Below are 22,822 nucleotides of genomic sequence, written 5' to 3' on the forward strand. Positions count from 1 at the left end.
TTGTTGATCGGCTGGCAACCGATCCCGGTCCAAACTCAGCCGAGATCGATTTCCACTTTCGACTTGATCGAATTGGCGATGAAGCACCCTTTGTGAGCACGGTGATGCAGCCGCTCGAGTTGCGCCTGGTTCGGCTGCTTTTCGGACGCGAAGGTCACGCGGGGCCTGAGCACGATCTCGGATACCCAGTGAAACCCGTCCGCGCTTTTCTCGACTTTCCCGACTGCATCGTCGGAGTACGATGCGACCGCATACCCGCTTCCTTCGCAGAGCGCGAGGAAGTACAGCATGTGGCAACTCGCGAGCGCGTTGACGAGCAACTGCTCCGGGTCGGCCAGACGTTCGTTCCCGAGATAGTCGGGAGCCGCGGACACAGGGATCGTCACCGTCGGGCTGATGATCGCCCGGTGGTCCCGGCTATAGGTCTCTTCCCGCTCGTGGTGCTGCTCGATAGTCCATTCCAGTCGGACGCCATGCTCGGACATCGGTGTCTCCCGGCGGGCTTCCCCGCCAATCGGTCAATTTCCATTGCGGGCAGGCTGCGACAGCCTCGCCGTATCATTGCGCCGCAATATATTTGTTCGCGCTGTTTATCGATTCGACGCCGCCGGGTTTCACAATCGAAACCCATTCGCTCCAGCCCGTTTGTGCATCGTCGGTACGAATGCGCAACGCGCGAGAGCCGTCGCCAAATGTCAGCCATTCGATTTCGCGAGGAACCTCGGAACCGGCGCTCTCTCCGGCCAGACGCTCGATCTGGTGAGAAAAATCGAGCTGTCCCTCGCGCAACACGTCAAGGTATTGCCTGTCACATTCGTCCGACGCCTGCGAGGTGCCGCGATTGAGCAGCTTCGCGGCGATTTCTGCATCGAACATTGCAACGACTCCTCGCTCACACGGCCGCCGCGTTTGCCGGCAAATCGGTGACGAGCATGTACCCCGGTTCATGCGTGATCGCAAAATCCGGCTTCGCCGCCTGAAGTGCCATCTGCGGCGTGACCCCGCAGGCCCAGAACCCGAGGATGTCACCGGCCTCGATCACCGGCGGATCGCCGAACTCCGGCCGGGTGACGTCGCGAATCCCGATGGTCGCCGGGTCGCCGATATGAACCGGTGCGCCATGCGCGAGCGGAAACCGTTCCGACAGCACGATCGCCTGAATCGCATCGGCGGGCTTGAACGCACGCATCGACACGACCATCGGGCCGCGAAACGGCCCCGCGGCCGTCGTCTGGATGTTCGTCACGTACATCGGCACGTTCCGGTTCGCACTGATGTGGCGAATGTCGATCCCAGCCTGCAGAATCGCGCTCTCGAACGAGAACGAGCAACCGAGCGCGAACGTCACGAGATCGTCACGCCACAGATCGACCAGATCGTCGACCGTATCGGTGTGAACCCCGTTCCGGTACACACGGTAGCGGGGCACGTCAGTTCGAATATCAATCGCGCCCAGTCCGTCCAGCCCCGGGTTGCCGGGCTGCCCGATTCCCACCAGCGGACAGCTCTTCGGGTTGATTCGGCAAAACTCGCGAAAATCATCTGCGTACGTCTTCGGCAGAATTGCCAGATTTGCCTGCATGAAGCCGTCGGCGTATCCCGTCGTCGGCGCACGCAGCTTGCCGTCGCGAATCAGCAGCCGAACCTGGTCGGCCGACATCGTCCGCGTACCTGCAGTCGATTCCATTGAAAGTACCCTTTCAGGAAGATGTTCAGTTCTCGCCGAGCGCAGCAACCATCGCACGCGCAATCGCCACATCCGCTTCCTCCGGACCACCCGACACGCCGACGCCGCCAATGACCTCGTCGCCGTGATTCACCGGCAGGCCGCCGCCGAACACAACCAGCGGGCGGGACGCGGCGCGCTCGAGCCCGTAGAGCGCGGCTCCGGGCTGGACGAGTTTCATCCAGTAATCGGTAGGGAACCGCAGTGCTGCGGCGGTATACGCCTTGTGGTGCGCAATGTCGATCGTGCCGAACGCCGCGTCGTTCACGCGTGTGAACGCAACAAGGTGGCCGCCAGCATCCACGATCGACAACGACGAGCGCTGCGCCAGTTCGTTCGCCTTCGCGACGCCCGCTTCGATCGCCCGCCGGGCGGCTTCATATGTGATCTGCTTGCTCATTGGTTTCTTCCCGATTCTGTCCGGCGGTCAGTTGTACGCGCCGCCATCGACATTGATTGCCTGCGCGGTGACGTAAGACGACTCGTCTGATGCGAGGTAGACAAACAGCGGCGCGACCTCGTCCGGCGTCGCCTGTCGGCCCAGGGGGATAGCCGTCCGAACCACCGACTCCTGCTTGTCGCGGCCACCCATGAAATCGATCACCGGTTGATTGAACGGCGTATCGATCCAGCCGGGACACACGGCATTGACACGCACGCCGTCCGGCGCGAGCTCGATTGCAAGCGTGGTAGTCAGACCGATGATGGCCGCCTTGGACGCCGAGTAGCATGCGAGGCCGGTGCCGCCGCGCTTGCCCGCGAGCGACGACATCATCACGATCGACGACTGCTTCGCGGCTCTCAGGTGACGGAGCGACTCACGCGCGAAAATGAAGTTAGCCCGCACGTTGATCCCGAAGACCTTGTCCCAGCTCGCGGTGCTGAACTGCTCGATCCGCCCGGAGAGCTGGACGCCGGCATTCAGACACAACGTGTCGATGCCGCGCATCCATTCCGACGACTTCTCGATGACGGCCTTGATCTCGCCTTCGCTCGAGATGTCGGTTCGAAAAAAACGCACCTTGTCGCCGAACCGGGATTCGAGCGCGCGGCCCTTGGCCTCATCGATATCGACGACCGATACGGTCGCACCTTCGGCAACGAACGACTCCAGAATGGCGAGACCGATATTGGCAACGCCGCCGGTCAGAAGTACCCGCTTGCCTGTCAAACGTCCTGACATGACTGTTTCCTCAAGATCACCGCGCCGATAACCGCTCCACACCGCCGAATCGGCGTCCCGCCGCCCGGCACGAGCAGTTATCGGGCGCGACGGATGTTCTCCAGCAGCGCATCGTTCACGACCGACGCTGCCTCCATTTGCGGCATGTGGCCGACGTCCGGAATCACGCGCAGCTGCACCGTGGACGGCAGGCCGTCGGCCTGCGGGGCCGGAATGATGGCGTCGCGCTCGCCCCAGAGCAGCATCACGGGGCAGGTGAGTCCCGCCAGCGTCGCACCGATCGTCTGAACCTGGCCGTTCTCGTCGGCGATGGTGTCGGCGATAGCGGACAGCGCCTCCTGGACGCCTTCCAGCCGCTTGAACTGAAGCGTGCCCTCGACCATTTCGCTCGTGATCTTCGACGGATCGGCAAACAGCTTCTCCAGCGCGGCCTGAAGCGGACGGCGGCGCTCCGCGGCGACGAATTCGGTCACGAACGAACGGTTGATCTCCTTGCCCAGGCCGATCGGCGCGATGAGCGTCACCGATGCGACACGCGACGGGTTGGCGGCCGCGAAGGCCGCGGCGATCGCGCCGCCGAACGAGTGACCGACCAGGTGCAGTTTCCCGGACGTGATCGCGCTCGCCGCTTCCTCGACCGCCACAGTGATCTTTTTGATCACACCACCACCGGTAATCGGCGTCGACGCGCCGTGCCCGGGAAGGTCCACCGCGATCGTCCGGAAGTGCTCGGCGAGCGTGCCCTGGTTGAACAGCCAGGTTGACAAGTCGCCGCCGAAGCCGTGAATGAACAACACGGTTTCGTTGCTTTCGGCGCCGAGCTCCAGCACGTTCACGCTGCCGCCGGACACGGCCACCGCCTTCGGTGCGACCACACCGCCCGCCTCGCCGTCGTCCGCATTCAGTCGATGCGCGTAGCTTGCGACGAGCGCGTCGATTTCCTCCTCGGTCGCCGCTTCATCGGCGATGACGCCGATCAGCGCGCCGACCGGCGCGATTTCGCCCTCGTTGATGACGATGCGCCGCAGGATCCCGGACACAGTCGCCTCCACCACGTTGTTGACCTTCGTGGATTCGACCTCGAGGAGTTCCTGGCCGCGTTCGACCTTGTCTCCCTCCTTCGCGTGCCATTCGAGCACGGTGCCTTCGGTCATCGTCATCCCCCACTTGGGGATGGTGACGGCTTCAATGAACGACATGATTGATTACCCCTTCAGAATCGACTTGACGGCATTCACGACGGCTTCCGGCGACGGCACGTACGCGTCTTCCAGGTTCGGTGCATACGGCACCGGCGTGTGCGGCGCCGTCACGAGCCGGATCGGCGCCTTCAGCGAGTCGAAGCACTTGTCGGCCAGCAACGCGGAGATGTCCGCCGCGACGCTACAGCGCGGATTTGCCTCGTCGACGATCACGACCCGTCCGATGTCCTCGGCGTATTCGAGCAACGTGTCCTCGTCGAGCGGCGACGTCGTGCGCGGATCGATGATGCATGCCGACACGCCGTCCGCGGCGAGGAGGCGAGCGGCCGTCTCCGCGACGCCGACCATGCGGCCGAGCGCAACGATCAGCACGTCTTTCCCGTCCCGCACCACCCGCGCCTCGCCGAACGGGATTGTGTATGCACCGTCGGGCACTTCGCCCACGGTGTCGTACAGCATCTTGTTTTCGAGGAAGATCACCGGATCGTCGTCGCGGATCGCCTGGAGCAGCAGGCCTTTCGCGTCGTACGGATTCGACGGGATCACGACCTTGAGGCCGGGAATGTGCGTGAAGATCGGATAGAACGCCTGCGTGTGCTGCGCGGCCGAGCGCGTACCGGCCCCGTACGTCGCGCGAATCACGAGCGGCGTCTTGGCGCGACCGCCGAACATGTACCGGAACTTCGCGATCTGATTCATGATCTGGTCGAGACACACGCCGGCGAAGTCGACGAACATCAGTTCGGCGATCGGACGCAAACCCGTGAGGGCCGCGCCGGCGGCCGCGCCGACGAATGCAGCCTCGCTGATCGGCGTATCGCGAATGCGCTCGGGGCCGTAGGCGTCGAGCAGCCCGCGCGTCACGCCGAAGGCACCGCCCCACGCATCCTTGACGCCGTTGGCGCCCGCGCCACCGGTCAAATCCTCACCCATCATGATCACGCGCGGATCACGCGCCATCTCCGAGTGCAGCGCGTCATTCAGCGCTTGACGGAACGATTTCTTTGCCATTGCTGTGGGTCCTTACAGATACTTCACGTAAACGTCGGCGGTCAATGCCGAAAGCGGCGGGAACGGGGCTGCGCGCGCAGCACTCACGGCGGCGTCGATCTCGGTCTCGATCTGCGCATCGACCGCGTCCAGCTCGCCGCCGGACACTTGCGACCCTTCCTGCACCTGCTCGCGGAAATTGGCCACGCAATCGCGCTCCTGGCGCATGGCCTTCTTTTCTTCCGGCGTGCGATAGTTGTCGGGGTCTCCGCTGTAGTGACCGTAGTAGCGCGGCACGTGAATCTGCAGCAGGCTCGGGCCGCCGCCATTGCGGGCACGGTCGATCGCCTGGCCAGCGGCCTCGTAGACCGCGAACAAGTCGGTACCGTCGACCTCCGCAGCGGGAATGTCGTAGCTCTGCGCGCGCCGCGTGAAGCTGCCGGCCGAAACGAACGAGTTTGCTGTCGCTTCGCCGAAGCCGTTGTCCTCGATCACGAAGACGATCGGAAGCATCCAGATCTTCGCGAGGTTGAAGCTCTCCGACATCACGCCTTCGTTCATCGCACCGTCACCCGCGAACGCAACCGCCACACCACCGGTGCCGAGCAACTTCGCCGTGAGCGCGGCGCCGCACGTGATCGGCGCACCGCCGGCCACGATGCCGTTCGCGCCCAGCATCCCCTTGCGCAGATCGGCGATGTGCTGCGAGCCGCCTTTGCCGCCGCACGTTCCCGTCGCACGCCCGAACAGCTCGGCCATCATTGCGCCGATATCGCATCCCTTGGCAATGCTGTGACCATGCCCGCGATGGGTCGACGAAATGTAGTCCTTGTCCGTCAGGTGCAGGCACACGCCGACGGCGCTCGCCTCCTGCCCGGCACAAAGATGGGTATTGCCCGGAATGTCGCCGGTCGCCATCTCGTCCATCACGCGCTCCTCGAAGCGGCGAATCGTTCGCATGGCGCGATAAGCGTCCACGAGCCGCTCACTGGGAAACTTCAAGGCGGACATTCCAATCTCCTTAATTTAAATGGTGTGCGTGGCTGTGCGCTTCGACGCGACACACTCAACCGTGTTGCGAATCCGGCTCGCCCCACGAATATCGCGACAGCAGTGCCGACATGCCATTTCAATCGTCACCGTTCAATTTCGTCCGGTCCAATTGTGATTGGCGATTTCGCGCGATCACCGATTCTTATCAGTGCGTGAGTGCCAGTTCGCATCTCGATCATGAATTCACGTCGACACCAGAACCGTGCGATCGCGATCAGTCGTCGACTGCTCGCTTCAACCGCCACGAACGCATTGTTCGTTTCAGCGTTGTTGAAATTCTAGTGATGCGTCTGATGAGGTTCGTCCACCTAAAGGTGGAGAAAGAAATCGCAGCGCGCCCGCTTTCCCCGGAATCAGGCGTTCTGTGTTGAGCACCCCAACCTTCGTCGCTATGATCGATCGAACCTTCCCCGCACCGGGGATATGCATCGCCTCGTCCGCTCGTCGATCGACATTCGGATACGCGCGATCGAATCGCTTTTCCCCATGCGGGTGGAGTTCGTCACATGATCGATCTTCGAAACCTGGAGACCTTTTACGCCGTCGCCCAGCTGGGGGGATTTCACCGTGCCGCGGAAAGGTTGCACACGACACAGCCCGCTGTATCCGCGCGCATCGCACAACTCGAACAGCAACTGAAGGGACGCCTGTTCGAGCGAGACAAGCGGGGTTGCTTCCTGACCATCAAGGGCAGGCAGCTGCTCGTTTACGCGGAACAAATGATTTCGCTGAGCGCCGAAATGGTCGAGGCCGTCGCTGGCCGGACGGCCCTCAGCGGGACGGTTCAGCTCGGCGCGTCGGACACGATCGTGCACACATGGCTGTCCGCGCTGCTCAAGCGGCTCAGCATCGAATACCCGGAGATCACGCTCGAGGTCAATGTCGACGCTACGCCGAATCTGACCGCGGGGCTCACCGACGGCACGATCGACGTCGCGCTCCTGATGGGCCCCGTGAACGCGAGCAACGCGGAGAATCTGCCGTTGTGCAGCTATCCGATCAGCTGGATCGTCTCGTCAGATTTTGAATGCGACACGGCGCACCTCACGCTGAGCGATCTTGCGCGGCATCCGATCATCACGTTCTCCAGATCGACACGTCCGTACATGCAGCTGAAGGAGATGTTCGATCGGTCGCATCTGCATCACGTGAGAATCTTCGGCAACTCGTCGCTGTCGTCGATCGTCCGGATGACGCTCGACGGCATCGGCATCGCGGCGATTCCGCACCACGTCGTGGCCGAATATCTGGCGAGCGGCCGGCTGCGCCGGATCGACACCGGCCACGAGATGCCGGTGATGCCGTTCACCGCCAGTTTCGTTCGCCGCGTCGACATGCCGCTGAGTGCGGTCGTTGCCGGACTCGCGCAAAACGTCGCCGCGCATTACGAAGGACGCTAGGCGCCACGCCGCGCTTGCTTGGCGCAAGCGCAAAAAAACCAGGACTCGGCGAGTCCTGGCTTGTCGTCATCGTCAACCGTTCTGGCTGCGCCCCAGGCATTCGAAGACTTTGGGTCGCCGGTGCTTGAAGTATTGGGCAAGTGCCATGCCCGCGACCTGCACGCCGATCAGGCAGTAGAACATCCACACGTACTGCCCGGGGTCCCCGCCCGCGAGCACGTCGAAGTGTGCGGCCACGAGATAAACCAGTGCGATGAAGAATACTGACGAAATCGCCGGTGCCAGAAACGACTTGGCGAAGCTCACGCCCTGTTGCCTGCCTCGACGAACGTACCAGACCAGCGACGAGACGTTGACGATGGTCATCAGAATGATGATGCCCGACGTTCCGACGCCGGATAGCTGCCCGTAAAGCAGATCGGGCTTGGCGCCCATCAGAATGAACGGCAACAGCACGCACAGCACCATGACCGAGACGGTCATCGAAGCAAGATACGGAGACTCGTGCTTCGCGTGCACCTTTCCGAGGAAGCGGGGCAGCGCGCCGTCCGTGCCCAGGTTGTGCATATAGCGCGAAAGCACGTTCTGCGTGGACAGGCTCGCCGCGAACGCCGACGTCATCACCAGCACCGAAACGATCAGGTGCAGGCCAGGGCTCACGAATTTCGCGAAGGCGTCAGGGAACATCGCCGCCGGCGTCTTGGCCGCGATCGACTGAACCTGCGGCCCATAAGCCATGATCATCGCATACGCACACAGCGTGTAGATCACGCCGATGAAGATGACGGCACCATACGTCGCACGCGGAATCGTCCGGTCCGGCATCTTCACCTCGTCGCGAAATAAGGCGGTCGCCTCGAACCCCATGAAGAACGACACGGTGAACAGCATGCAGAACGGAACGTTGGTACTGTTCGCCAGTTGGCTCGGCATGAACGGAGCGGATGCGGAAACACCCGGCACACCGCCTTTTGCCAGCACACCGAATGAAAATACCAGACAAACCACGATCTCGAGAATCATCACCCACGTCAGCACCTTCGCGGACAACTCGACATGAAGATATCCCAGCATCGAGACTACCAGCCAGCACGCGAGCGTCGGCCAGTACCACGGAATCGCCATGCCGGTCATGTCGTGCACGAGATCCGAGCACGAGACGCCGAAGAACGAGGTGACACCGGCGAGGAGCAGGAAGTACGAGACCGCAGCAAGAATGCCGGAACCGAGGCCCGTAGACTTTCCGATGCCATAGCTGATGAACGCATAGAAGTCGCCAGGACGCTTCACGATGTTGTTGAGCGTCACATAGCCGACGGAAAACAGCAGCAATACGAGCGTCGTCAGTACGAAGATCACGGGACTGCCGACTCCGCCGAACATCAGCGCAAACGGGATGTAACCCGATACGGTCGTCAACGGGGCCGAGAACGCCAGCACGGTAAGCGCCAGACCGACGGCCCCCATGCTGCCCGACAGCTTCTTCTGCGGAGACGTTTCTATTTGAACGTCGTCCATATTCAGTTTCATCTCCATCTCCACCTCCATCTCCTTGCGTCTCCAACAGATCGTCAGCATGGTCGAATTTTCGCTGCATCGCGCCGCGATCATTCGTGTGTCCGGGCACCCGTCTTCGGTCACGGTCCAGTACGGTACTCAGTTCGATTCGTATCGCGAGCCATCGTCCGTCGCCAAATTGATCGGGTCCAATTGCCGTTCGCGATGTTTTTCGATAACCGTTCTTTATCACGTGAGCCGGCTTCGCCTCCTCACGCAACGCCAGCCTCATGCGCCTGCAGATCGGCGTGATAGCTCGAACGCACCATCGCGCCGACGGCCGCGTGCGTGAAGCCCATCTTGTACGCCTCTTCCTCGTACATCCTGAACGTGTCCGGATGCACGTAGGCACGCACCGGCAGGTGGTGCTCGGACGGCTGCAGGTACTGGCCGATCGTCAGCATATCGACGTCGTGCGCGCGCAGGTCGCGCATCACCTGCAGGATTTCCTCTTCCGTCTCGCCGAGGCCGACCATCAGGCCCGACTTCGTCGCGACGTCCGGATGCAGCGCCTTGAAGCCCCTCAGCAGCTTCAGCGAGTGCGCGTAGTCCGAACCCGGGCGCGCTTCCTTGTACAGGCGCGGCACCGTTTCGAGGTTGTGGTTCATCACGTCGGGCGGTGCCGCGTTCAGGATCGAGATCGCGCGGTCGAGACGGCCGCGGAAGTCCGGCGTCAGGATCTCGATGCGCGTTTCCGGCGACTGCTCGCGCACTTCGCGGATGCACTCGACGAAATGAGCGGCGCCGCCGTCGCGCAGGTCGTCGCGGTCGACGCTCGTGATCACCACGTACTTGAGCTTCAGCGCGGCGATCGTGCGGGCCAGGTTCTTCGGTTCATCCGCGTCGAGCGGATCGGGACGGCCGTGGCCGACGTCGCAGAACGGGCAGCGGCGCGTGCACTTGTCGCCCATGATCATGAACGTCGCGGTGCCCTTGCCGAAGCATTCGCCGATGTTCGGGCAGCTCGCTTCCTCGCACACGGTATGCAGGTTGTGCTCGCGCAGGATCGACTTGATCTCGAAAAAACGCGTGTTCGGCGTCGCGACTTTGGCACGGATCCAACGTGGTTTGGGAAGCGGTTCGACCGGAACGATCTTGATTGGAATGCGCGCCGTTTTAGCCTGTGCCTTCTGCTTTTCGGAAGCGTCGTAGCACACCGATGCGCTCGTCGAGGCCGCACTCTTCTCACTCACTTCGGTCATTTTCGCCTCCTGTCCGGCTGTCTTGCGAAAACCAGTGATGCACAACCTGTTTGTCAGCCGAAATGATCGCTGTGCTGCTCTTCACTGAAACCCATCGAAGCGCGCGCAACGTGCGAATCGCGTCAAGCCGGACGACGACATTGCGCGTCCGGCAATTGATTTCATTCTAGAAATGACGCACGTGCTCCTCGTCCACCCAAAGGATGATAAAAATCTCCATACTTCGTCAGGGGGCGCGGGTCACCATGATGCGAACCCATTAATCGCGACCGCCGCCGCGCTTCGGGATACGCGTTTACCCGAGCGTCGGCCTGGCTGCATCGAGCGCCAATCCGGTCAGGATTTCGTGGATGCGTACGTCGAGCCCGCGCGCGTATGCCGCACTGAATACGAAATCGTCCAGCGTCAGCGTCGATTCCTTGACGACGAGTGCGCCTGCGTCGATTTCGTGCCGCGCGACAGCGCCTGGCATCACTGCAATGCCGATCCGGTCGACCGCCATCTTCACGATCGTCGACAGGGACCAGTTCGCGAAAATGCGCGGGGAAGGCTTGTCCCGCGTCGCAATGGCGTCCCTCAGCGTGATGTACGGATGCGTCCGCTTCGGCAGCGTGATGATCGGGAAGCGGGCCAGGGTTTCGGGCGTCAACGGGCTGTCGCCGACATCAAGATCAGGGGACACGAGGAAGTCGACCGGATATCTGCACAGCGGCACTTCGATGAAATCGGGATCCACAACGGGCCCGGCCAGCAGAAACGCCATGTCGATCTCGCCAGACTTGAGCGCATCGCGAAGCGCCGGCGTGATGTCGACCACGATGTCGATGACGATACCCGGATGTTCGCGATGCACGCGCTCGATGAACTCGGTGAGCCACATATGCACGATGGTTTCGGCGACACCCAGACGAACTACACCGGACAGCGTCTGAGGGCTTGCGATCGCCGAGATCAGTTCGGACTCGAGCGCAAGGAAACGCTCCGCATACTCCAGCAGCGTTCGGCCACGGGGTGTCAACCGGATGGTACGGGCCGCGCGCTCGAACAGCAGCACACCCAGATCGTCCTCCAGGCCGGAAATACGGTGCGACACCGCGGATTGCGTCGTGTGCAGCTTGGTCGCCGCCTTATGAAAGCTGTTGAGCGTTGCGACCCAGTAGAAGGTTTCCAGGCTTTTCAGATTGATCATCTGCTCTGTTTACGTCGAACATGAAGAAAATGCCGGCCCGCAATCGTTCAGACGCAACAGGTGTCGACGGCAATCCATCTCAGTGATTGACGAGCTTCTTCGGAAGGTACAGCGTCAGCACCACGCCGATTGCAGCCATCAACGCAATGAAGAAAACGCCGTAATCGGTGCTCCCGGTCATGTCCTTGACGACGCCCACGACATAAGGGCTGACGAATCCGCCCAGCCCGCCGACGCAGTTGATGAAGGCGACACCGGCTGCCATACCGATCCCGGTCAGGAACAACCCGGGAATCGAGAACAGCATCGACGTCGTACTGTACGCACCCACGGCCGCGATACACAGCGCCGCCAATGCAACAACCGGCGCGCCACGCGTGAATACGCTCGCGACGAGCCCCGCGATCACGCACAGAAACGGCACCACGAGATGCCAGCGGCGTTCGCGCAGTTTATCGGAGCTACGCCCGATCAGATACATTCCGACAAATGCCGTGCTGAACGGCAACGACGTGTAGAACCCTATTCGCAGGACGTCACCCGGTGCCAGCTGCGCGACCAGCGTAGGCAACCAGAACGAAACGCCGTACGAGCAGATTGCCGAACAGAAGCAGATGAGCGTCATGTGCCAGACCTTGCGGTTCGTCACCGTCTGCCGCAGGCTCATCCCGGCGCCCTGTCCGTCTATCGCTCGACGATCCGCCTCCAGCTCGCGCTCGATGAAATGTCTGTCTCGATCCCGCAACCAGCGAGCGGACGCCGGGCTGTCGTCGAGGAATACGAGCGTCAATAGCCCGAGCACAATCGACGGTATCGCCTCGATGACGAAGAGCCATTGCCACCCTGCCAGTCCATGCGCGCCCTCGAGCGCCGACATGATCGCCCCCGATACCGGCGCTCCGATCATGCCGGACAAGGGCACCGCACCGACGAAGAGCGCCACCATCTTCGCGCGACGCGCAGACGGAAACCAGTATGTAAGGTACAGGATGATGCCGGGGTAAAAACCCGCCTCGGCCACTCCGAGCAGGAAGCGAAGCACATAGAACTGGGCTGGCGTCGAAACGAACGCAAAGGCCGCCGAAATCAGCGCCCAGAGAATCATGATTCGTGAGATGGTTCTTTTCGCGCCGATCTTCGCCATCAGCACGTTGCTCGGAACCTCGAACAGGAAATAGCCGATGAAGAACAGGCCGGCCCCCAGCCCGTATGCCGCGTCCGTCAGCCCGAGATCCGACAGCATCCGAAGCTTCGCGAAGCCGATGTTGATGCGATCGAGATATGCCGTGACGTAACACAGCATCAGAAACGGCATGATCCGAAAGGCGACCGTCCGGTACGTACCTTCGGATTCCACGTCGTCACGGACCGGACCGGCTGCTGAATCGAATTGCATGCTCACCTCTCTCCCTTCAGGTTTCGTACCGTCATGATCAGCTTGCGTCCGGAATTCCACATAGGCGAGCGTCAGGCGATCTCTACGGTCGCTTCCACTTCCACGGCCATGCCGGACGGCAAGGAATTGGCGCCCGTCGCAATACGCGCGTGCCGCCCCGCTTCGCCGAGAACGGCAAAGAACAGGTCGGAAGCACCATTCAGCACCTTCGCATGCTCGGTAAAATCGGCGCCGCACTGCACGACGCCGGCAACCCGAACGATCCGAACGACGCGGGAAAAATCGCCGTCCAGCATTCGTCCGATGTGGCTCAGGATATTGAGTGCACAAAGCCGTGCCGCACGCTGCCCATCCTCCACGCCGAGGTCGATGCCGACCTTTCCCGCATAAAGGAGCTCATCGCCGCGGCGCGGGCCCTGCCCCGCTATCTGGAGGATGTTTCCCGACCGCACTACCGGAAGATAACTGCCGCGCGGCACGCTCGCAGGCGGCAGTCCGAGGCCCAGTTCGGCAAGGCGAGCGTCGATCGTTGTCTGCCCCGTCATTTCAATTGCCTCCAGTCGCCACGCTCCCCCTGCCAGTTGATCGAGTCGCCCAGCGTGCGGCGCACAGTCGCGCGCAGTGTACGAAGCAACCCCTCCCATTCGACCGCGCTGATGCCATCAACGGCGGGCTCGGGCGCCATGAACATGCCGTCGACGCCGCCCGAATTGACACAACATTCGATGCAGCGGATCTCGAGTTCGGGATCGTGAAACACGAAAGGGTTCTCCAGCAGCGCCGAAAGCGCAGCAATGATGCCCGTCGCGCCCCAGTTGGATACGTTCGCGACGACGAGGTGATCGGCCGCATTGACCGCCGCAACGCCGCCCCGCCCTTCAACACCGGTCGACGCCGCCTTCGGCGAGAAGGTAGGCAGATCTGCCGCAATCACGCCCATGCCGAGCTCGTTGCCGCCATCGCCCACGCCGATATGTAGAATCCCTCGCTCCTTTCCCTGGTAGAACAAGTAATCGAGGTCGGCGACGAGCCCGTCGAGCGGGCGGCCGCCCAGGCCGTGGTAAAGCCCCAGCGCATTACAACCCGGGCGCTCGATAGAAATCATCACGCTGGGCCGGGTGCGCTCGAGCAGGTCATCGGAAACGCGATGACTGCCTTCCGTGTCCTTGGGGACGGTGCGGATGTAGACGGACCGCAGATATTCGATGCCCTTCACCACACCGTCGTCCGGGAAGGGCATCGGCGCCAGCCCTGCACCGCGGCAGGTCTGCACCATCATCTCCTCCCAGTCCTCGTCGATCACGATGACGGTCGGCACCCCAAGGCCCAGAAAGAATGCGCGCGCCATCAGCGCGGCGCCCACCGGGCCATCGGTTTCTGGCGCACCGCCCCCCTCCGGGAATCCCGTGGCGATAAGCACCGGACCGCCCTGTCGCCTTACCGTCTCGACGATTCGTTCGGCCGCGCCCATGCATGCGTAGCCCGGCTGCCGCTCCTGCAGCGCCTCGTAGATGTTGCCGATGAGCCCGACGCCCGTGTAGTCGAGCGCCATGAATTCGTCGATCGTGCGTGCGACACGTTGATACTGTTTGCTGTCTGGTTGCAGCATGGCAATTGCCTCCTGGCGGGAATGCGCTCTGGGTAAATGAATGCCGGACGGTCAGGCCAGTGCACTGACGAAGACGTCATGGTCCACGTTACCGCCGCTCAGCACCAGCACGATGGTCTTTCCAGCTACCTCGAGCTTTCCGGCAAGGACCGCGGCGAGCGGCGCCGCGCCACCGGGTTCCACGACGAGCTTCAGTGTCTCGAACGCCGCGCGCATCGCCCGACGCACCTCGTCATCGTCGACGACGAGACTCCCGGCCAGCAGCCGCTTGTTGATCGGGAACGTCCGTTTGCCGGGCGAGGCGACCTGCAGCGAATCACAGATCGATGTGGCGCCCGGGGCGTTGCCAACCTGCTCACCCTTCGCCAGCGATCGTGCGTGATCGTCGAACCCGTGCGGCTCGACAGCGTAGATACGGGCTTGCCGACAGTACGCGTTGATCGCCGTCGCGATCCCGGCGACCAGACCGCCGCCGCTGGCAGCGGCAAGAACCATATCCGGGACCACCGAAATCGCCTGCGTTTGCTGCACGATCTCGAGACCAACGGTGCCCTGCCCGGCCATCACCTGGAGATCGTCGTAAGGGGGAACGGTCACGGCGCCGGTGCGCTCCGCAATGTCCCGGCCAATTGCTTCCCGGTCGTCGGTTTGTCGGTCATAAAGACGCACGGTTGCGCCATAGGCCCGCGCCCCCTCGACTTTTGCCTTGGGTGCATCCGCCGGCATGATGATGGTGGCCGGCATGCCGAATCGCGCGCAAACCGCTGAGATCGCCAGCGCGTGGTTTCCCGACGAGAAGGCGACGACGCCTCGCGGCCGCATGGCAGCCGGAATCTGCAGCACGCGATTGCACGCGCCGCGGAACTTGAAGGAGCCCGTCTTCTGAAGACTTTCCGCCTTGACGAGCACACGGGCCCCTGCCGCACGGTTGAGCGCCTCGCTCTCGAGCAGCGGCGTTCGCACGACGAACGGCAGGATGCGCACATAGGCAGCTTCGATGTCGGCGACCGAGAAATCGCCGGATGAGAGATCGGTCATGGCATTCGCTCACGGTGAAAGACGTCTGCGCATTACATCAACCTCGACCGATTCAATCCAATGAAGAACAAAAATGCTCACTGATCGAAATTCGTAATCGGTCGGCGGCGCACGCCGAACGTTCGACCATGCGCCCCGACTCATCAGCGGGGCACACCGAACCCGTCACGACTCGATATTCCGGCCGCCGAACGCGGCGAGCACAAGCAGCACGGCGAGCAACGCAAATGCAAGATGCAGGCCAATCGCATGCGCAAAGAAGCCGACAATTGCCGGTCCGACCAGATTGCCGCCATAGCCTAATGTCGTGATCGACGAAATTGCGGCAGAAGGATCCATGGCCGTTTGTCGCCCGGCGGCCGCGAACAGGATGGGTACGATGTTCGCGCACCCAGCCCCGCACACGGCAAACCCGAAGATCGCGCCCGTGCCCGACGGCGAAGCGATCGCGATGGACATCCCGACCGCACCGAGGATCCCGCCCGATACGATCACCACGCGCGGACCGAACCGGGTAATCAACGCGTCACCGAAGAGTCGACCGATCGCCATCGTCATCGCGAATGCGGTATAGCCGAAGCCTGCGCGATCCTGCGCATACGACTTCACGGAGGTCAGGAATAGCGCACTCCAATCGAGCATCGCACCTTCAACGAGAAAGCACCCGATCGCAATGGCCCCCATCAAGACGACGATGCCCTGCGGCAGGATCAATACCGAGGCTTTGCGCTCGCGGGGCCCTGCCGGCTCCAGGAATCGCGCGTAGCGAAACATGAGCACTGCGATGACGACAACCATGGCTGCCGCTACACCGAGCGCATTCGCACCGGCCGACAACAGCGAGCCACCGACCAGCGAGCCCGCAATTCCGCCGACGCTGAACAGGCCGTGGAAACCAGACATCAGTTGCTCGCCGCTTTGTCGTTCAATGAGCGTCGCCTGGATGTTCATCGCCACATCTACGAATCCCAGGCCGGCACCGAAGATCAACAGCGTCACCGCCATCGCCGGCATACCGGACAGCGTCGCGAGGAGCGGAAGCGATGCGCAGATCATCGCGGCGCCCGCGCCGATGACCTTGCGGCAACCGAATCGCTCGACCGCGCGCTGACAGAGCGGCATGCACCCGACCGCCCCGATACCCAGGAAGAGCAGCAGGAAGCCGAATTTCGCTTCGTCGACATCAAGCCGTGCCTTCGCGTAAGGCACCAGCGGCGCCCACGTCGCGACGCTGATTCCCGCGAGAAAAAATGATGCTCGTGTTGCAGTCCGTTTTTTGTTTTCGCTTGCAGTCTCGAAGACCATGGTCTGGGATGCGTCCGACAAGTCGGACGTCTTCTGGATGAACGGATGAAGTGAAGCCGGTCGTGACGTTTCTGCACCGCCCGTCGTTACTGGCAGCCGGACGCGCCGGGGACGACGAGCCGAAAATAAAAAAAGATCCCGAAAAATTGCTCGGGATCAAAGGAGAAACGACCCAGGATGAGGCAGAACAGTCCCGCCCCGGTCGCTCAACGATTCAGTCCTTGTGGCTGCGGCCAAGCCGCTCGAAGATTTCCGGGCGCAGGTACTTGAAGTATTGAGCCAGTGCGATGCCAACGAGCAGCACGCCGATCAAGCAGTAGAACATCCACACGTACTGACCCGGATCACCACCGGCCAGAACATCGAAGTGCTGGGCAATCAGCACGACGAGCGCGATGAAGAACACCGACGAAATGGCGGGTGCGACCGCCGACTTGAAGAAGCTGACGCCCTGGTGCCTGCCGCTCCGGCCGTACCATACCAGCGACGAGATGCTGACGATGGCCATCAGAACGACGATCCCCGACGTACCGACTCCGGAGAGTTGCCCGTACAGCAGATCGGGCTTGGCGCCCATCGCGATGAAGGGGATCAGCACGCAGAGCACCATCACCGACACCGTGATCGACGCGAGATAGGGCGACTCGTGCTTCGGATGAACCTTGCCGAGGAATCGCGGCAGCGCGCCGTCGGTGCCGAGGTTGTGCATGTAGCGGGCCAGCACGTTCTGCGTGGACAGCGCCGATGCGAACGCCGACGTCAGCACCAGCAGCGAGATCACGACATGGAGACGGCCGCTGACGAACTTCGAGAATGCGTCGGGAAACATTGCGGCAGGGGTCTTGGTAGCGATGTCCTGGACATGCGACCCATAGGCCATGATCAGCGCATACGCACAAATGGTATAGACGACGCCGATGAAGATGACCGCACCATACGTGGCTACCGGAATCGTGCGGTCGGGCATCCGGACTTCGTCCCGGAACAGCGCGGTCGCCTCGAATCCCATGAAGAAGCCGACGATGAACAGCACCGAGAACGGCACGCTCGCGCTCTTCGACAGCTGGCTTGGCGCAAACGGCGCGGCTGCCGAGATGTCTGCCGCGCCGCCCTTCGCCAGCACGAAGAACGAGAAGATGAGACATACCGCGATCTCAAGCAGCATGATCCATGTCAGCACCTTCGCCGACAACTCGACATGCAGGTAGCTGAGGATCCCGCAAGCCATCCAGCATGCGATCGTCGGGATGTACCACGGGAGCACGGCGCCGGTCGTTTCATGAAGGAGATCGGAACAGGACACGCCGAAGAACGACGTCACCCCGGCGAGCAGCAGAAAATACGACACCGCCGCGAGAATGCCCGAACCGAGGCCTGTCGACTTCCCGATGCCGAAACTGACGAACGCATAGAAGTCGCCCGGGCGCTTGACGATGTTGTTGAGCGTCACGTAGCCGACGGAAAAGAACAGCAGAACGATCGTGACGACGACGAACAGGATCGGACTGCTGACGCCTCCGAACATCAGCGCGAACGGGATATAACCGGACACCGTTGTCAAAGGTGCCGAGAACGCAAGCACCATCAGCGCCAGGCCGATCGGCCCCATGTTTCCGGACAACTTTTTGGGTGCAGATTCGCTCATGCGAATCTCTTGCATGTTCATCTCCATCTCCGTCCCACCTCCGTCATTATGTGAATCTTCGCCGTACGAAAACACCGGGAAATGCAGCAACGACTGGTATTTGTCGGTTTATTTCGCTACATTTGTCTCACGATTTCGCTTCAAGAAGCTTTTTGTTCACGACAAGTGAAACGATCGTCCACCTCCAAATTGAAGCGGTCCAATTGCGATTCGCGATTTGCGCTGATCGCCAAAATTTATCAATGCGACAGTAAGCCTGCCCGGCGTCCGAAACTTGGCCAAGTCGTTCGTCGCAATCGCCGCGAATCTGTTGCGCATGCCGTCACCCGTTGTCAGACAGGGCTGTAGCGATGGCAACCGTCCGGCAGGTAATACAAGGCAAAATGAGGATCAGGGATCACGCGGACATCGCCCGGTATGCCTGGGTGAAACGCAGCTGGGGTGAGACCGCACGCGCCGGACGCAGGAGAACCGATTCAGCACGGCGAGCAGCCTCGCTGCAGGTGGGTGCGGCCTGACGTTTCACCTCGCGGCTCGTCACGCGTCCTTGATACAGACGCCCGACTGGACGAGCCGTGGAAGGAAACCAGGCAATTTTGGAGAAAGCTCGAACGGCTTTCGGGTGTGAAAGCTGCGCGTGTTCGAGAAGACCGGACGGTAGTTCCATCCGGCAAAATCGCCTCCTCGAATCGCGCCGTGTCGGCCGGTAAGCAGCTCGGGAGGCATAGTGAAATAGCCCGACAAGGCGGGATACCTGCGCGGCGAGACAGGTCGCCCGCCCGTCCGTGTATCAAGCCGGGCCCGCGAAGCAGTGGCAAATACGAATCTTGTGGATCGTCGATGCCACACCTCTGTCGTTTCCCGATCGAAAGTCAGATTTCCGTCACGAGTTTCTTTGCGCGCAGTACCGAGTTGGGACTCATACTGAGTTCGTCGACCCCGAGGTTCACGAACACCGGAATCATGTGTGGCCGAGACGCAGCTTCCCCGCACACGCCGACACTGATGTGCGCCCGCTTCGCCGCGTCGCATACCATCTTGATCGCCTGAATGACAGCCGGGTGCTCGGTCCTGTAGAGCGAGGCAAGGCTGGGATTCATGCGATCGACGGCCATGATGTATTGCGTAAGGTCGTTGGTGCCGATCGAGAAGAACGCGACTTCCTGCGCCAGCAGATCGGCAGTGAGAACCGCAGCCGGCGTCTCGATCATGATGCCGAGCTTCGGAACCGCAAACGGCACCCTCGCTTCGGTCAGTTCCGCAGCGATGCGCTCGATGATCGCCTTCGTGCGGCGAACCTCGTCGACATCGTCGACCATTGGCAGCATCACGCAGATGTTTCCGTGAGCAGCCGCACGCAGTAGCGCCCGCAGTTGCGGCTCGAACACTTCGGGGCAGTCGAGACACATCCGGATGCCTCGCCACCCTAGAAATGGATTCTCCTCCTTCGGGAAGCGAATGCCCGGCAGCGGCTTGTCGCCGCCAGCGTCGAGCGTCCGAATGATGACAGGCCACGGGTGAAAGCGCTGTGCGAGCGTGGCATAAACTTCGTATTGCTCGTCCTCCGTAGGCACGCGCTGATGGTCCATGAACAAAAGCTCGGTACGGAATAGCCCCACGCCCATCGCGCCGGCTTGCAGGGCCGAGTCAAGTTCCGACAGAGAACCCATGTTCGCGGCGATCAGTATCTTGCGTCCGTCGCGCGTGGAGGGCTCGACGTCCCGGTAAGCAAGGAGCGCCGATTGCTGTTCGCGCTGCGCGTCGATACGGCGCGACAGTTCCTTTTCATGCGCGTCGGAATAGTCGAGCCAGACCTCCCCGGTCGTACCGTCAATCGATACACGTGCGACCGATCGCAGCCTGTCCTTATCGATCGGCAGACCCAGAACTGCCGGAATGCCGTGCGAGCGCGCGATGATCGCAACATGAGACGTCGCACTGCCGGATGTGCAGACGATCCCGAGGATATTGGCGAGGTTCGCGCGTGCCAGATCCGGCGCGGACAATTCTTCGGCAAGGATGATGCTCGGCACGTCCAGTTCCCGCAGAGACTTTTGCTGCTTGCCGAGAAGCACGGCCACGATCTCGCGCGTCAGGCCGCGAATGTCGTCGGCGCGGCTGCGAAGATACTCGTCCGTCATCGATTCGAACGCGAACGCCAGATCCTGCCCGCATTTCAGCGTAGCCGCCGCCGCGCTCCACCGCGTTGCGATTAGCTCGCGGATCGTGCCCGCATAGTCGTCGCTCCTTGCGACATCGGCGATCGCCTCGATGATCTCGTTTCCCATCGTCCCGTCGCCCGGCTCAAGCATCGCAGCCAAAGTGAACTCGAGCGTCGCGGTGAATCGCATGGCCTCGTCTGCTACCTCGTGTTCCGACACGAACTGGCGATCGACCACGAGCTCGTCACGCACATACGCGAGCGCACTGCCGAACGCCAGGCCTTCACTCGCCGGAACACCTCTCAATGCGCCCGGAGAATTGGCATCGTCAGCGGATCGCGCCGCGGCCGTGTGCTCGAACGCTCGCGGAGCCGTCGCTGAGCCGTCGGACCCGCGATGGCCGTCCGGCACGGTGGCGCCCTGCACGATTGCGCTGACATTCGACAGAAATTGCGTCAGCCTGTCGAGCGCCTCGCATTCGTCTTCGCCGTCCGCTCGGAGAAGTATCTTCTCGTCCTGCTTCACACCTAGCAACATGAGCTTGACAGCGCTCTTCGCGTCCGCCCATGCATCGCCTCTCCCGATTTTCAGCGCGCTATTGAACTCCTTCGCAAGCTTGGCGAATTGCGTCGCGGGGCGTGCGTGCAGACCCTCGTGTACCTTGACAACAACCTGAGTTTCCAACATGACGATGCCTTTTCGTATTCCGTGGGTGACGACGATTGACGTCGGCGCGATTCAGGCGTCAACGATCTCGATGACGGTCCCTTTCTGCATGCTCTTGAAGAGCCGTTCATAATCGACCGTCGATGCGCAGATCTCGCCGGGGCGCTCTGCCGAATGGGCTCCATTGAACGTGATGACGACATGGCCCAGTTCGCTCACCTTGTTCCAGGCCGTCGGCCCCACGGCGGTCACGACCGCGGAAATTTCGCCGATGCGCAGCACGGAACCGATACGCGGCGCGTGGCTGTGCGCCTGCTCTACGCGGTGAAGAACCGACACCTCTGCCAGTTCGGGAGGCGCGCCATCCGAATACAAAATCAGCACGCCACCTTCGAGAAGGGATTCCACCTCTTCGCCGATACTGGAAATGATTGTCTTGTAGTAATGCATGCGTGACCTCAAGATGTTTTTAGAGAGCAAAGCTGACCACCCAGGCGATCAACACCGAGATCGGCCCCATGATCTGGCGACTGATCAGTACGGCCGGCACGCCGACGCGAATCGTCTCCGGTTTCGCTTCGCCGAGTGCCATCCCGACCGGCACGAAATCACAACCGACCTGGGTGTCATACGCGAACAGCGCCGGCAGCGCCATATGCGGCGGAATCGTGCCATTGCCGATGGCCGGCCCGATGATTGCCGCGCCGATGACCTGCGCGATCACGGCACCCGGTCCGAGTACGGGCGACAGGAACGGAAGACCGCAGATCGCCGACAGGATCACCAGCCCCACGATATTGCCCGCCAGCGGCGAAAGCAGATGAGCGAGCCCGGTTCCCACCCCGGTCGAATTGATCACGCCGATCAACATCGTCACGAACGCCATGAACGGCAGCACGTTGCGAATGACGGTATCGATCGACTTGCGGCCACTCGTGAACAGCACATTCACGACGCCGCCCATGCCGCGGCCGACCGACGTGATCATCCCGACGAAGCCGCCGTGGCTTGCCCCGGTGTGCGGTTGCGCCGGTGACGGCGTTGCGGCGGCCGGTGTGTCACCGCTCGTGAAAGCGGCGCGATGTGCGTCGACGTTCGACGCGTCGTCGTCGACGGACTGCAAGCTGTTCAATTCGACGCCGGACACATAGATGTCTTCGGTAATGAACTGCGCAAGCGGACCCGACTGCCCGACCGGACTCAGATTGACAGTCGGGATGCGCTTTCGCGGATATACGCCGCACCGCGCGGTTCCCCCGCAATCGATGACGACAGCCGCGATTTCCGATTCGAGCGGTGGATTGCGGAAGCCGTCGACAACTGTTGCTCCGGTCAAATCCGCCAGCCGCTGTGCTACCTTCGGAATATCTCCTCCGGTTACGGCCACGATCTTGTTGCGCTCCACCGTCGGTGCGATGACGAGTGGACCGCCCCAGCCGTTTGGCCCTTTTCGAACCTCAACCGCCTTGTACGTACGCGCATCCATTTCCTTCTCCTCC

The 22,822-nt window shown here is 61.9% G+C and carries 21 protein-coding genes; 1 reads left to right on the forward strand and 20 read right to left on the reverse strand.

Features of this window, described 5'->3' with window-relative positions:
- Positions 1-35: 35 nt before the first annotated feature.
- The 8 genes from E9536_RS36795 to E9536_RS36830 all read right to left on the reverse strand — a co-directional run bounded on the left by E9536_RS36795 (position 36) and on the right by E9536_RS36830 (position 6,112).
- Entirely contained in the window at positions 36-485 is a 450-nt protein-coding gene (locus tag E9536_RS36795; protein ID WP_136472550.1) for an OsmC family protein, read from the reverse strand.
- Positions 486-558: 73 nt separating this feature from the next.
- Positions 559-876, reverse strand: coding sequence for a hypothetical protein (locus E9536_RS36800; RefSeq protein WP_077178930.1), 318 nt, complete (start codon positions 874-876; stop codon positions 559-561).
- Between the two features lie 16 nt (positions 877-892).
- A complete protein-coding gene (locus tag E9536_RS36805) occupies positions 893-1,735 on the reverse strand; it encodes a putative hydro-lyase (protein WP_247873552.1) in 843 nt (280 codons plus the stop codon).
- Positions 1,713-2,126, reverse strand: a complete 414-nt coding sequence (locus E9536_RS36810; RefSeq protein WP_136472552.1) for a heme-binding protein — start codon at positions 2,124-2,126, stop codon at positions 1,713-1,715. Before E9536_RS36810 ends, E9536_RS36805 begins: the two co-directional genes overlap by 23 nt.
- A 27-nt stretch (positions 2,127-2,153) precedes the next feature.
- The gene (locus E9536_RS36815) at positions 2,154-2,909 is read right to left on the reverse strand and encodes an SDR family NAD(P)-dependent oxidoreductase (RefSeq protein ID WP_136472554.1); all 756 of its coding nucleotides are present in this window, start codon (positions 2,907-2,909) and stop codon (positions 2,154-2,156) included.
- Positions 2,910-2,986: 77 nt separating this feature from the next.
- Positions 2,987-4,108: an acetoin dehydrogenase dihydrolipoyllysine-residue acetyltransferase subunit gene (locus E9536_RS36820; protein ID WP_060067767.1), complete on the reverse strand. Its 1,122-nt coding sequence runs from the start codon at positions 4,106-4,108 to the stop codon at positions 2,987-2,989.
- Positions 4,109-4,114: 6 nt separating this feature from the next.
- A complete protein-coding gene (locus tag E9536_RS36825; RefSeq protein ID WP_060067769.1) occupies positions 4,115-5,122 on the reverse strand; it encodes an alpha-ketoacid dehydrogenase subunit beta in 1,008 nt (335 codons plus the stop codon).
- 12 nt (positions 5,123-5,134) lie between these two features.
- On the reverse strand, positions 5,135-6,112 hold the full coding sequence (locus E9536_RS36830; protein WP_136472556.1) for a thiamine pyrophosphate-dependent dehydrogenase E1 component subunit alpha: 978 nt from the start codon (positions 6,110-6,112) through the stop codon (positions 5,135-5,137).
- A gap of 548 nt (positions 6,113-6,660) precedes the next feature.
- Here E9536_RS36830 and E9536_RS36835 point away from each other — a divergent pair.
- Entirely contained in the window at positions 6,661-7,554 is an 894-nt protein-coding gene (locus E9536_RS36835) for a LysR family transcriptional regulator (protein WP_062885841.1), read from the forward strand.
- A gap of 72 nt (positions 7,555-7,626) precedes the next feature.
- On the opposite strand, the gene E9536_RS36840 is transcribed toward E9536_RS36835, so the two are convergent.
- The 12 genes from E9536_RS36840 to E9536_RS36895 all read right to left on the reverse strand — a co-directional run bounded on the left by E9536_RS36840 (position 7,627) and on the right by E9536_RS36895 (position 22,809).
- A complete protein-coding gene (locus E9536_RS36840) occupies positions 7,627-9,090 on the reverse strand; it encodes an APC family permease (RefSeq protein ID WP_168799613.1) in 1,464 nt (487 codons plus the stop codon).
- 233 nt (positions 9,091-9,323) lie between these two features.
- Positions 9,324-10,313: a lipoyl synthase gene (lipA, locus tag E9536_RS36845; RefSeq protein WP_136472560.1), complete on the reverse strand. Its 990-nt coding sequence runs from the start codon at positions 10,311-10,313 to the stop codon at positions 9,324-9,326.
- A gap of 295 nt (positions 10,314-10,608) precedes the next feature.
- On the reverse strand, positions 10,609-11,502 hold the full coding sequence (locus E9536_RS36850) for a LysR family transcriptional regulator (protein WP_136472562.1): 894 nt from the start codon (positions 11,500-11,502) through the stop codon (positions 10,609-10,611).
- 79 nt (positions 11,503-11,581) lie between these two features.
- Positions 11,582-12,898, reverse strand: coding sequence for an MFS transporter (locus E9536_RS36855; RefSeq protein ID WP_211097521.1), 1,317 nt, complete (start codon positions 12,896-12,898; stop codon positions 11,582-11,584).
- 71 nt (positions 12,899-12,969) lie between these two features.
- Positions 12,970-13,443 (reverse strand): RidA family protein, encoded by a 474-nt coding sequence (locus E9536_RS36860; protein ID WP_125333413.1) that lies wholly within the window; start codon positions 13,441-13,443, stop codon positions 12,970-12,972.
- Positions 13,440-14,507: a DUF4392 domain-containing protein gene (locus tag E9536_RS36865; RefSeq protein ID WP_136472564.1), complete on the reverse strand. Its 1,068-nt coding sequence runs from the start codon at positions 14,505-14,507 to the stop codon at positions 13,440-13,442. The genes E9536_RS36860 and E9536_RS36865 overlap by 4 nt, the downstream gene beginning before the upstream one ends.
- A 51-nt stretch (positions 14,508-14,558) precedes the next feature.
- Positions 14,559-15,545: a threonine/serine dehydratase gene (locus tag E9536_RS36870; RefSeq protein WP_136472566.1), complete on the reverse strand. Its 987-nt coding sequence runs from the start codon at positions 15,543-15,545 to the stop codon at positions 14,559-14,561.
- Between the two features lie 165 nt (positions 15,546-15,710).
- Positions 15,711-16,850, reverse strand: coding sequence for an MFS transporter (locus E9536_RS36875; RefSeq protein WP_062885846.1), 1,140 nt, complete (start codon positions 16,848-16,850; stop codon positions 15,711-15,713).
- A gap of 214 nt (positions 16,851-17,064) precedes the next feature.
- Entirely contained in the window at positions 17,065-18,495 is a 1,431-nt protein-coding gene (locus E9536_RS36880; RefSeq protein WP_168799614.1) for an APC family permease, read from the reverse strand.
- Between the two features lie 872 nt (positions 18,496-19,367).
- On the reverse strand, positions 19,368-21,344 hold the full coding sequence (gene ptsP, locus E9536_RS36885; RefSeq protein WP_211097522.1) for a phosphoenolpyruvate--protein phosphotransferase: 1,977 nt from the start codon (positions 21,342-21,344) through the stop codon (positions 19,368-19,370).
- 51 nt (positions 21,345-21,395) lie between these two features.
- Entirely contained in the window at positions 21,396-21,773 is a 378-nt protein-coding gene (locus E9536_RS36890; RefSeq protein ID WP_062885849.1) for a PTS glucitol/sorbitol transporter subunit IIA, read from the reverse strand.
- 19 nt (positions 21,774-21,792) lie between these two features.
- Positions 21,793-22,809 carry a PTS glucitol/sorbitol transporter subunit IIB gene (locus E9536_RS36895; RefSeq protein WP_125333409.1) on the reverse strand — a complete coding sequence of 339 codons (1,017 nt, stop codon included), beginning with the start codon at positions 22,807-22,809 and terminating at the stop codon, positions 21,793-21,795.
- Positions 22,810-22,822: the final 13 nt, after the last annotated feature.

The organism is Burkholderia sp. LS-044 (assembly GCF_004803625.1).
Classification (GTDB): domain Bacteria; phylum Pseudomonadota; class Gammaproteobacteria; order Burkholderiales; family Burkholderiaceae; genus Burkholderia; species Burkholderia cepacia.

What these genes read in the sequence shown, in the direction of transcription:
- E9536_RS36795 (WP_136472550.1), bottom strand. Translation starts at nt 485, where the DNA reads ATGTCCGAGCATGGCGTCCGACTGGAATGGACTATCGAGCAGCACCAC.
- E9536_RS36800 (WP_077178930.1), bottom strand. Translation starts at nt 876, where the DNA reads ATGTTCGATGCAGAAATCGCCGCGAAGCTGCTCAATCGCGGCACCTCG.
- E9536_RS36810 (WP_136472552.1), bottom strand. Translation starts at nt 2,126, where the DNA reads ATGAGCAAGCAGATCACATATGAAGCCGCCCGGCGGGCGATCGAAGCG.
- E9536_RS36815 (WP_136472554.1), bottom strand. Translation starts at nt 2,909, where the DNA reads ATGTCAGGACGTTTGACAGGCAAGCGGGTACTTCTGACCGGCGGCGTT.
- E9536_RS36820 (WP_060067767.1), bottom strand. Translation starts at nt 4,108, where the DNA reads ATGTCGTTCATTGAAGCCGTCACCATCCCCAAGTGGGGGATGACGATG.
- E9536_RS36825 (WP_060067769.1), bottom strand. Translation starts at nt 5,122, where the DNA reads ATGGCAAAGAAATCGTTCCGTCAAGCGCTGAATGACGCGCTGCACTCG.
- E9536_RS36830 (WP_136472556.1), bottom strand. Translation starts at nt 6,112, where the DNA reads ATGTCCGCCTTGAAGTTTCCCAGTGAGCGGCTCGTGGACGCTTATCGC.
- E9536_RS36835 (WP_062885841.1), top strand. Translation starts at nt 6,661, where the DNA reads ATGATCGATCTTCGAAACCTGGAGACCTTTTACGCCGTCGCCCAGCTG.
- E9536_RS36840 (WP_168799613.1), bottom strand. Translation starts at nt 9,090, where the DNA reads ATGGAGATGAAACTGAATATGGACGACGTTCAAATAGAAACGTCTCCG.
- lipA (WP_136472560.1), bottom strand. Translation starts at nt 10,313, where the DNA reads ATGACCGAAGTGAGTGAGAAGAGTGCGGCCTCGACGAGCGCATCGGTG.
- E9536_RS36850 (WP_136472562.1), bottom strand. Translation starts at nt 11,502, where the DNA reads ATGATCAATCTGAAAAGCCTGGAAACCTTCTACTGGGTCGCAACGCTC.
- E9536_RS36855 (WP_211097521.1), bottom strand. Translation starts at nt 12,898, where the DNA reads ATGCAATTCGATTCAGCAGCCGGTCCGGTCCGTGACGACGTGGAATCC.
- E9536_RS36860 (WP_125333413.1), bottom strand. Translation starts at nt 13,443, where the DNA reads ATGACGGGGCAGACAACGATCGACGCTCGCCTTGCCGAACTGGGCCTC.
- E9536_RS36865 (WP_136472564.1), bottom strand. Translation starts at nt 14,507, where the DNA reads ATGCTGCAACCAGACAGCAAACAGTATCAACGTGTCGCACGCACGATC.
- E9536_RS36870 (WP_136472566.1), bottom strand. Translation starts at nt 15,545, where the DNA reads ATGACCGATCTCTCATCCGGCGATTTCTCGGTCGCCGACATCGAAGCT.
- E9536_RS36875 (WP_062885846.1), bottom strand. Translation starts at nt 16,850, where the DNA reads ATGGTCTTCGAGACTGCAAGCGAAAACAAAAAACGGACTGCAACACGA.
- E9536_RS36880 (WP_168799614.1), bottom strand. Translation starts at nt 18,495, where the DNA reads ATGAGCGAATCTGCACCCAAAAAGTTGTCCGGAAACATGGGGCCGATC.
- ptsP (WP_211097522.1), bottom strand. Translation starts at nt 21,344, where the DNA reads ATGTTGGAAACTCAGGTTGTTGTCAAGGTACACGAGGGTCTGCACGCA.
- E9536_RS36890 (WP_062885849.1), bottom strand. Translation starts at nt 21,773, where the DNA reads ATGCATTACTACAAGACAATCATTTCCAGTATCGGCGAAGAGGTGGAA.
- E9536_RS36895 (WP_125333409.1), bottom strand. Translation starts at nt 22,809, where the DNA reads ATGGATGCGCGTACGTACAAGGCGGTTGAGGTTCGAAAAGGGCCAAAC.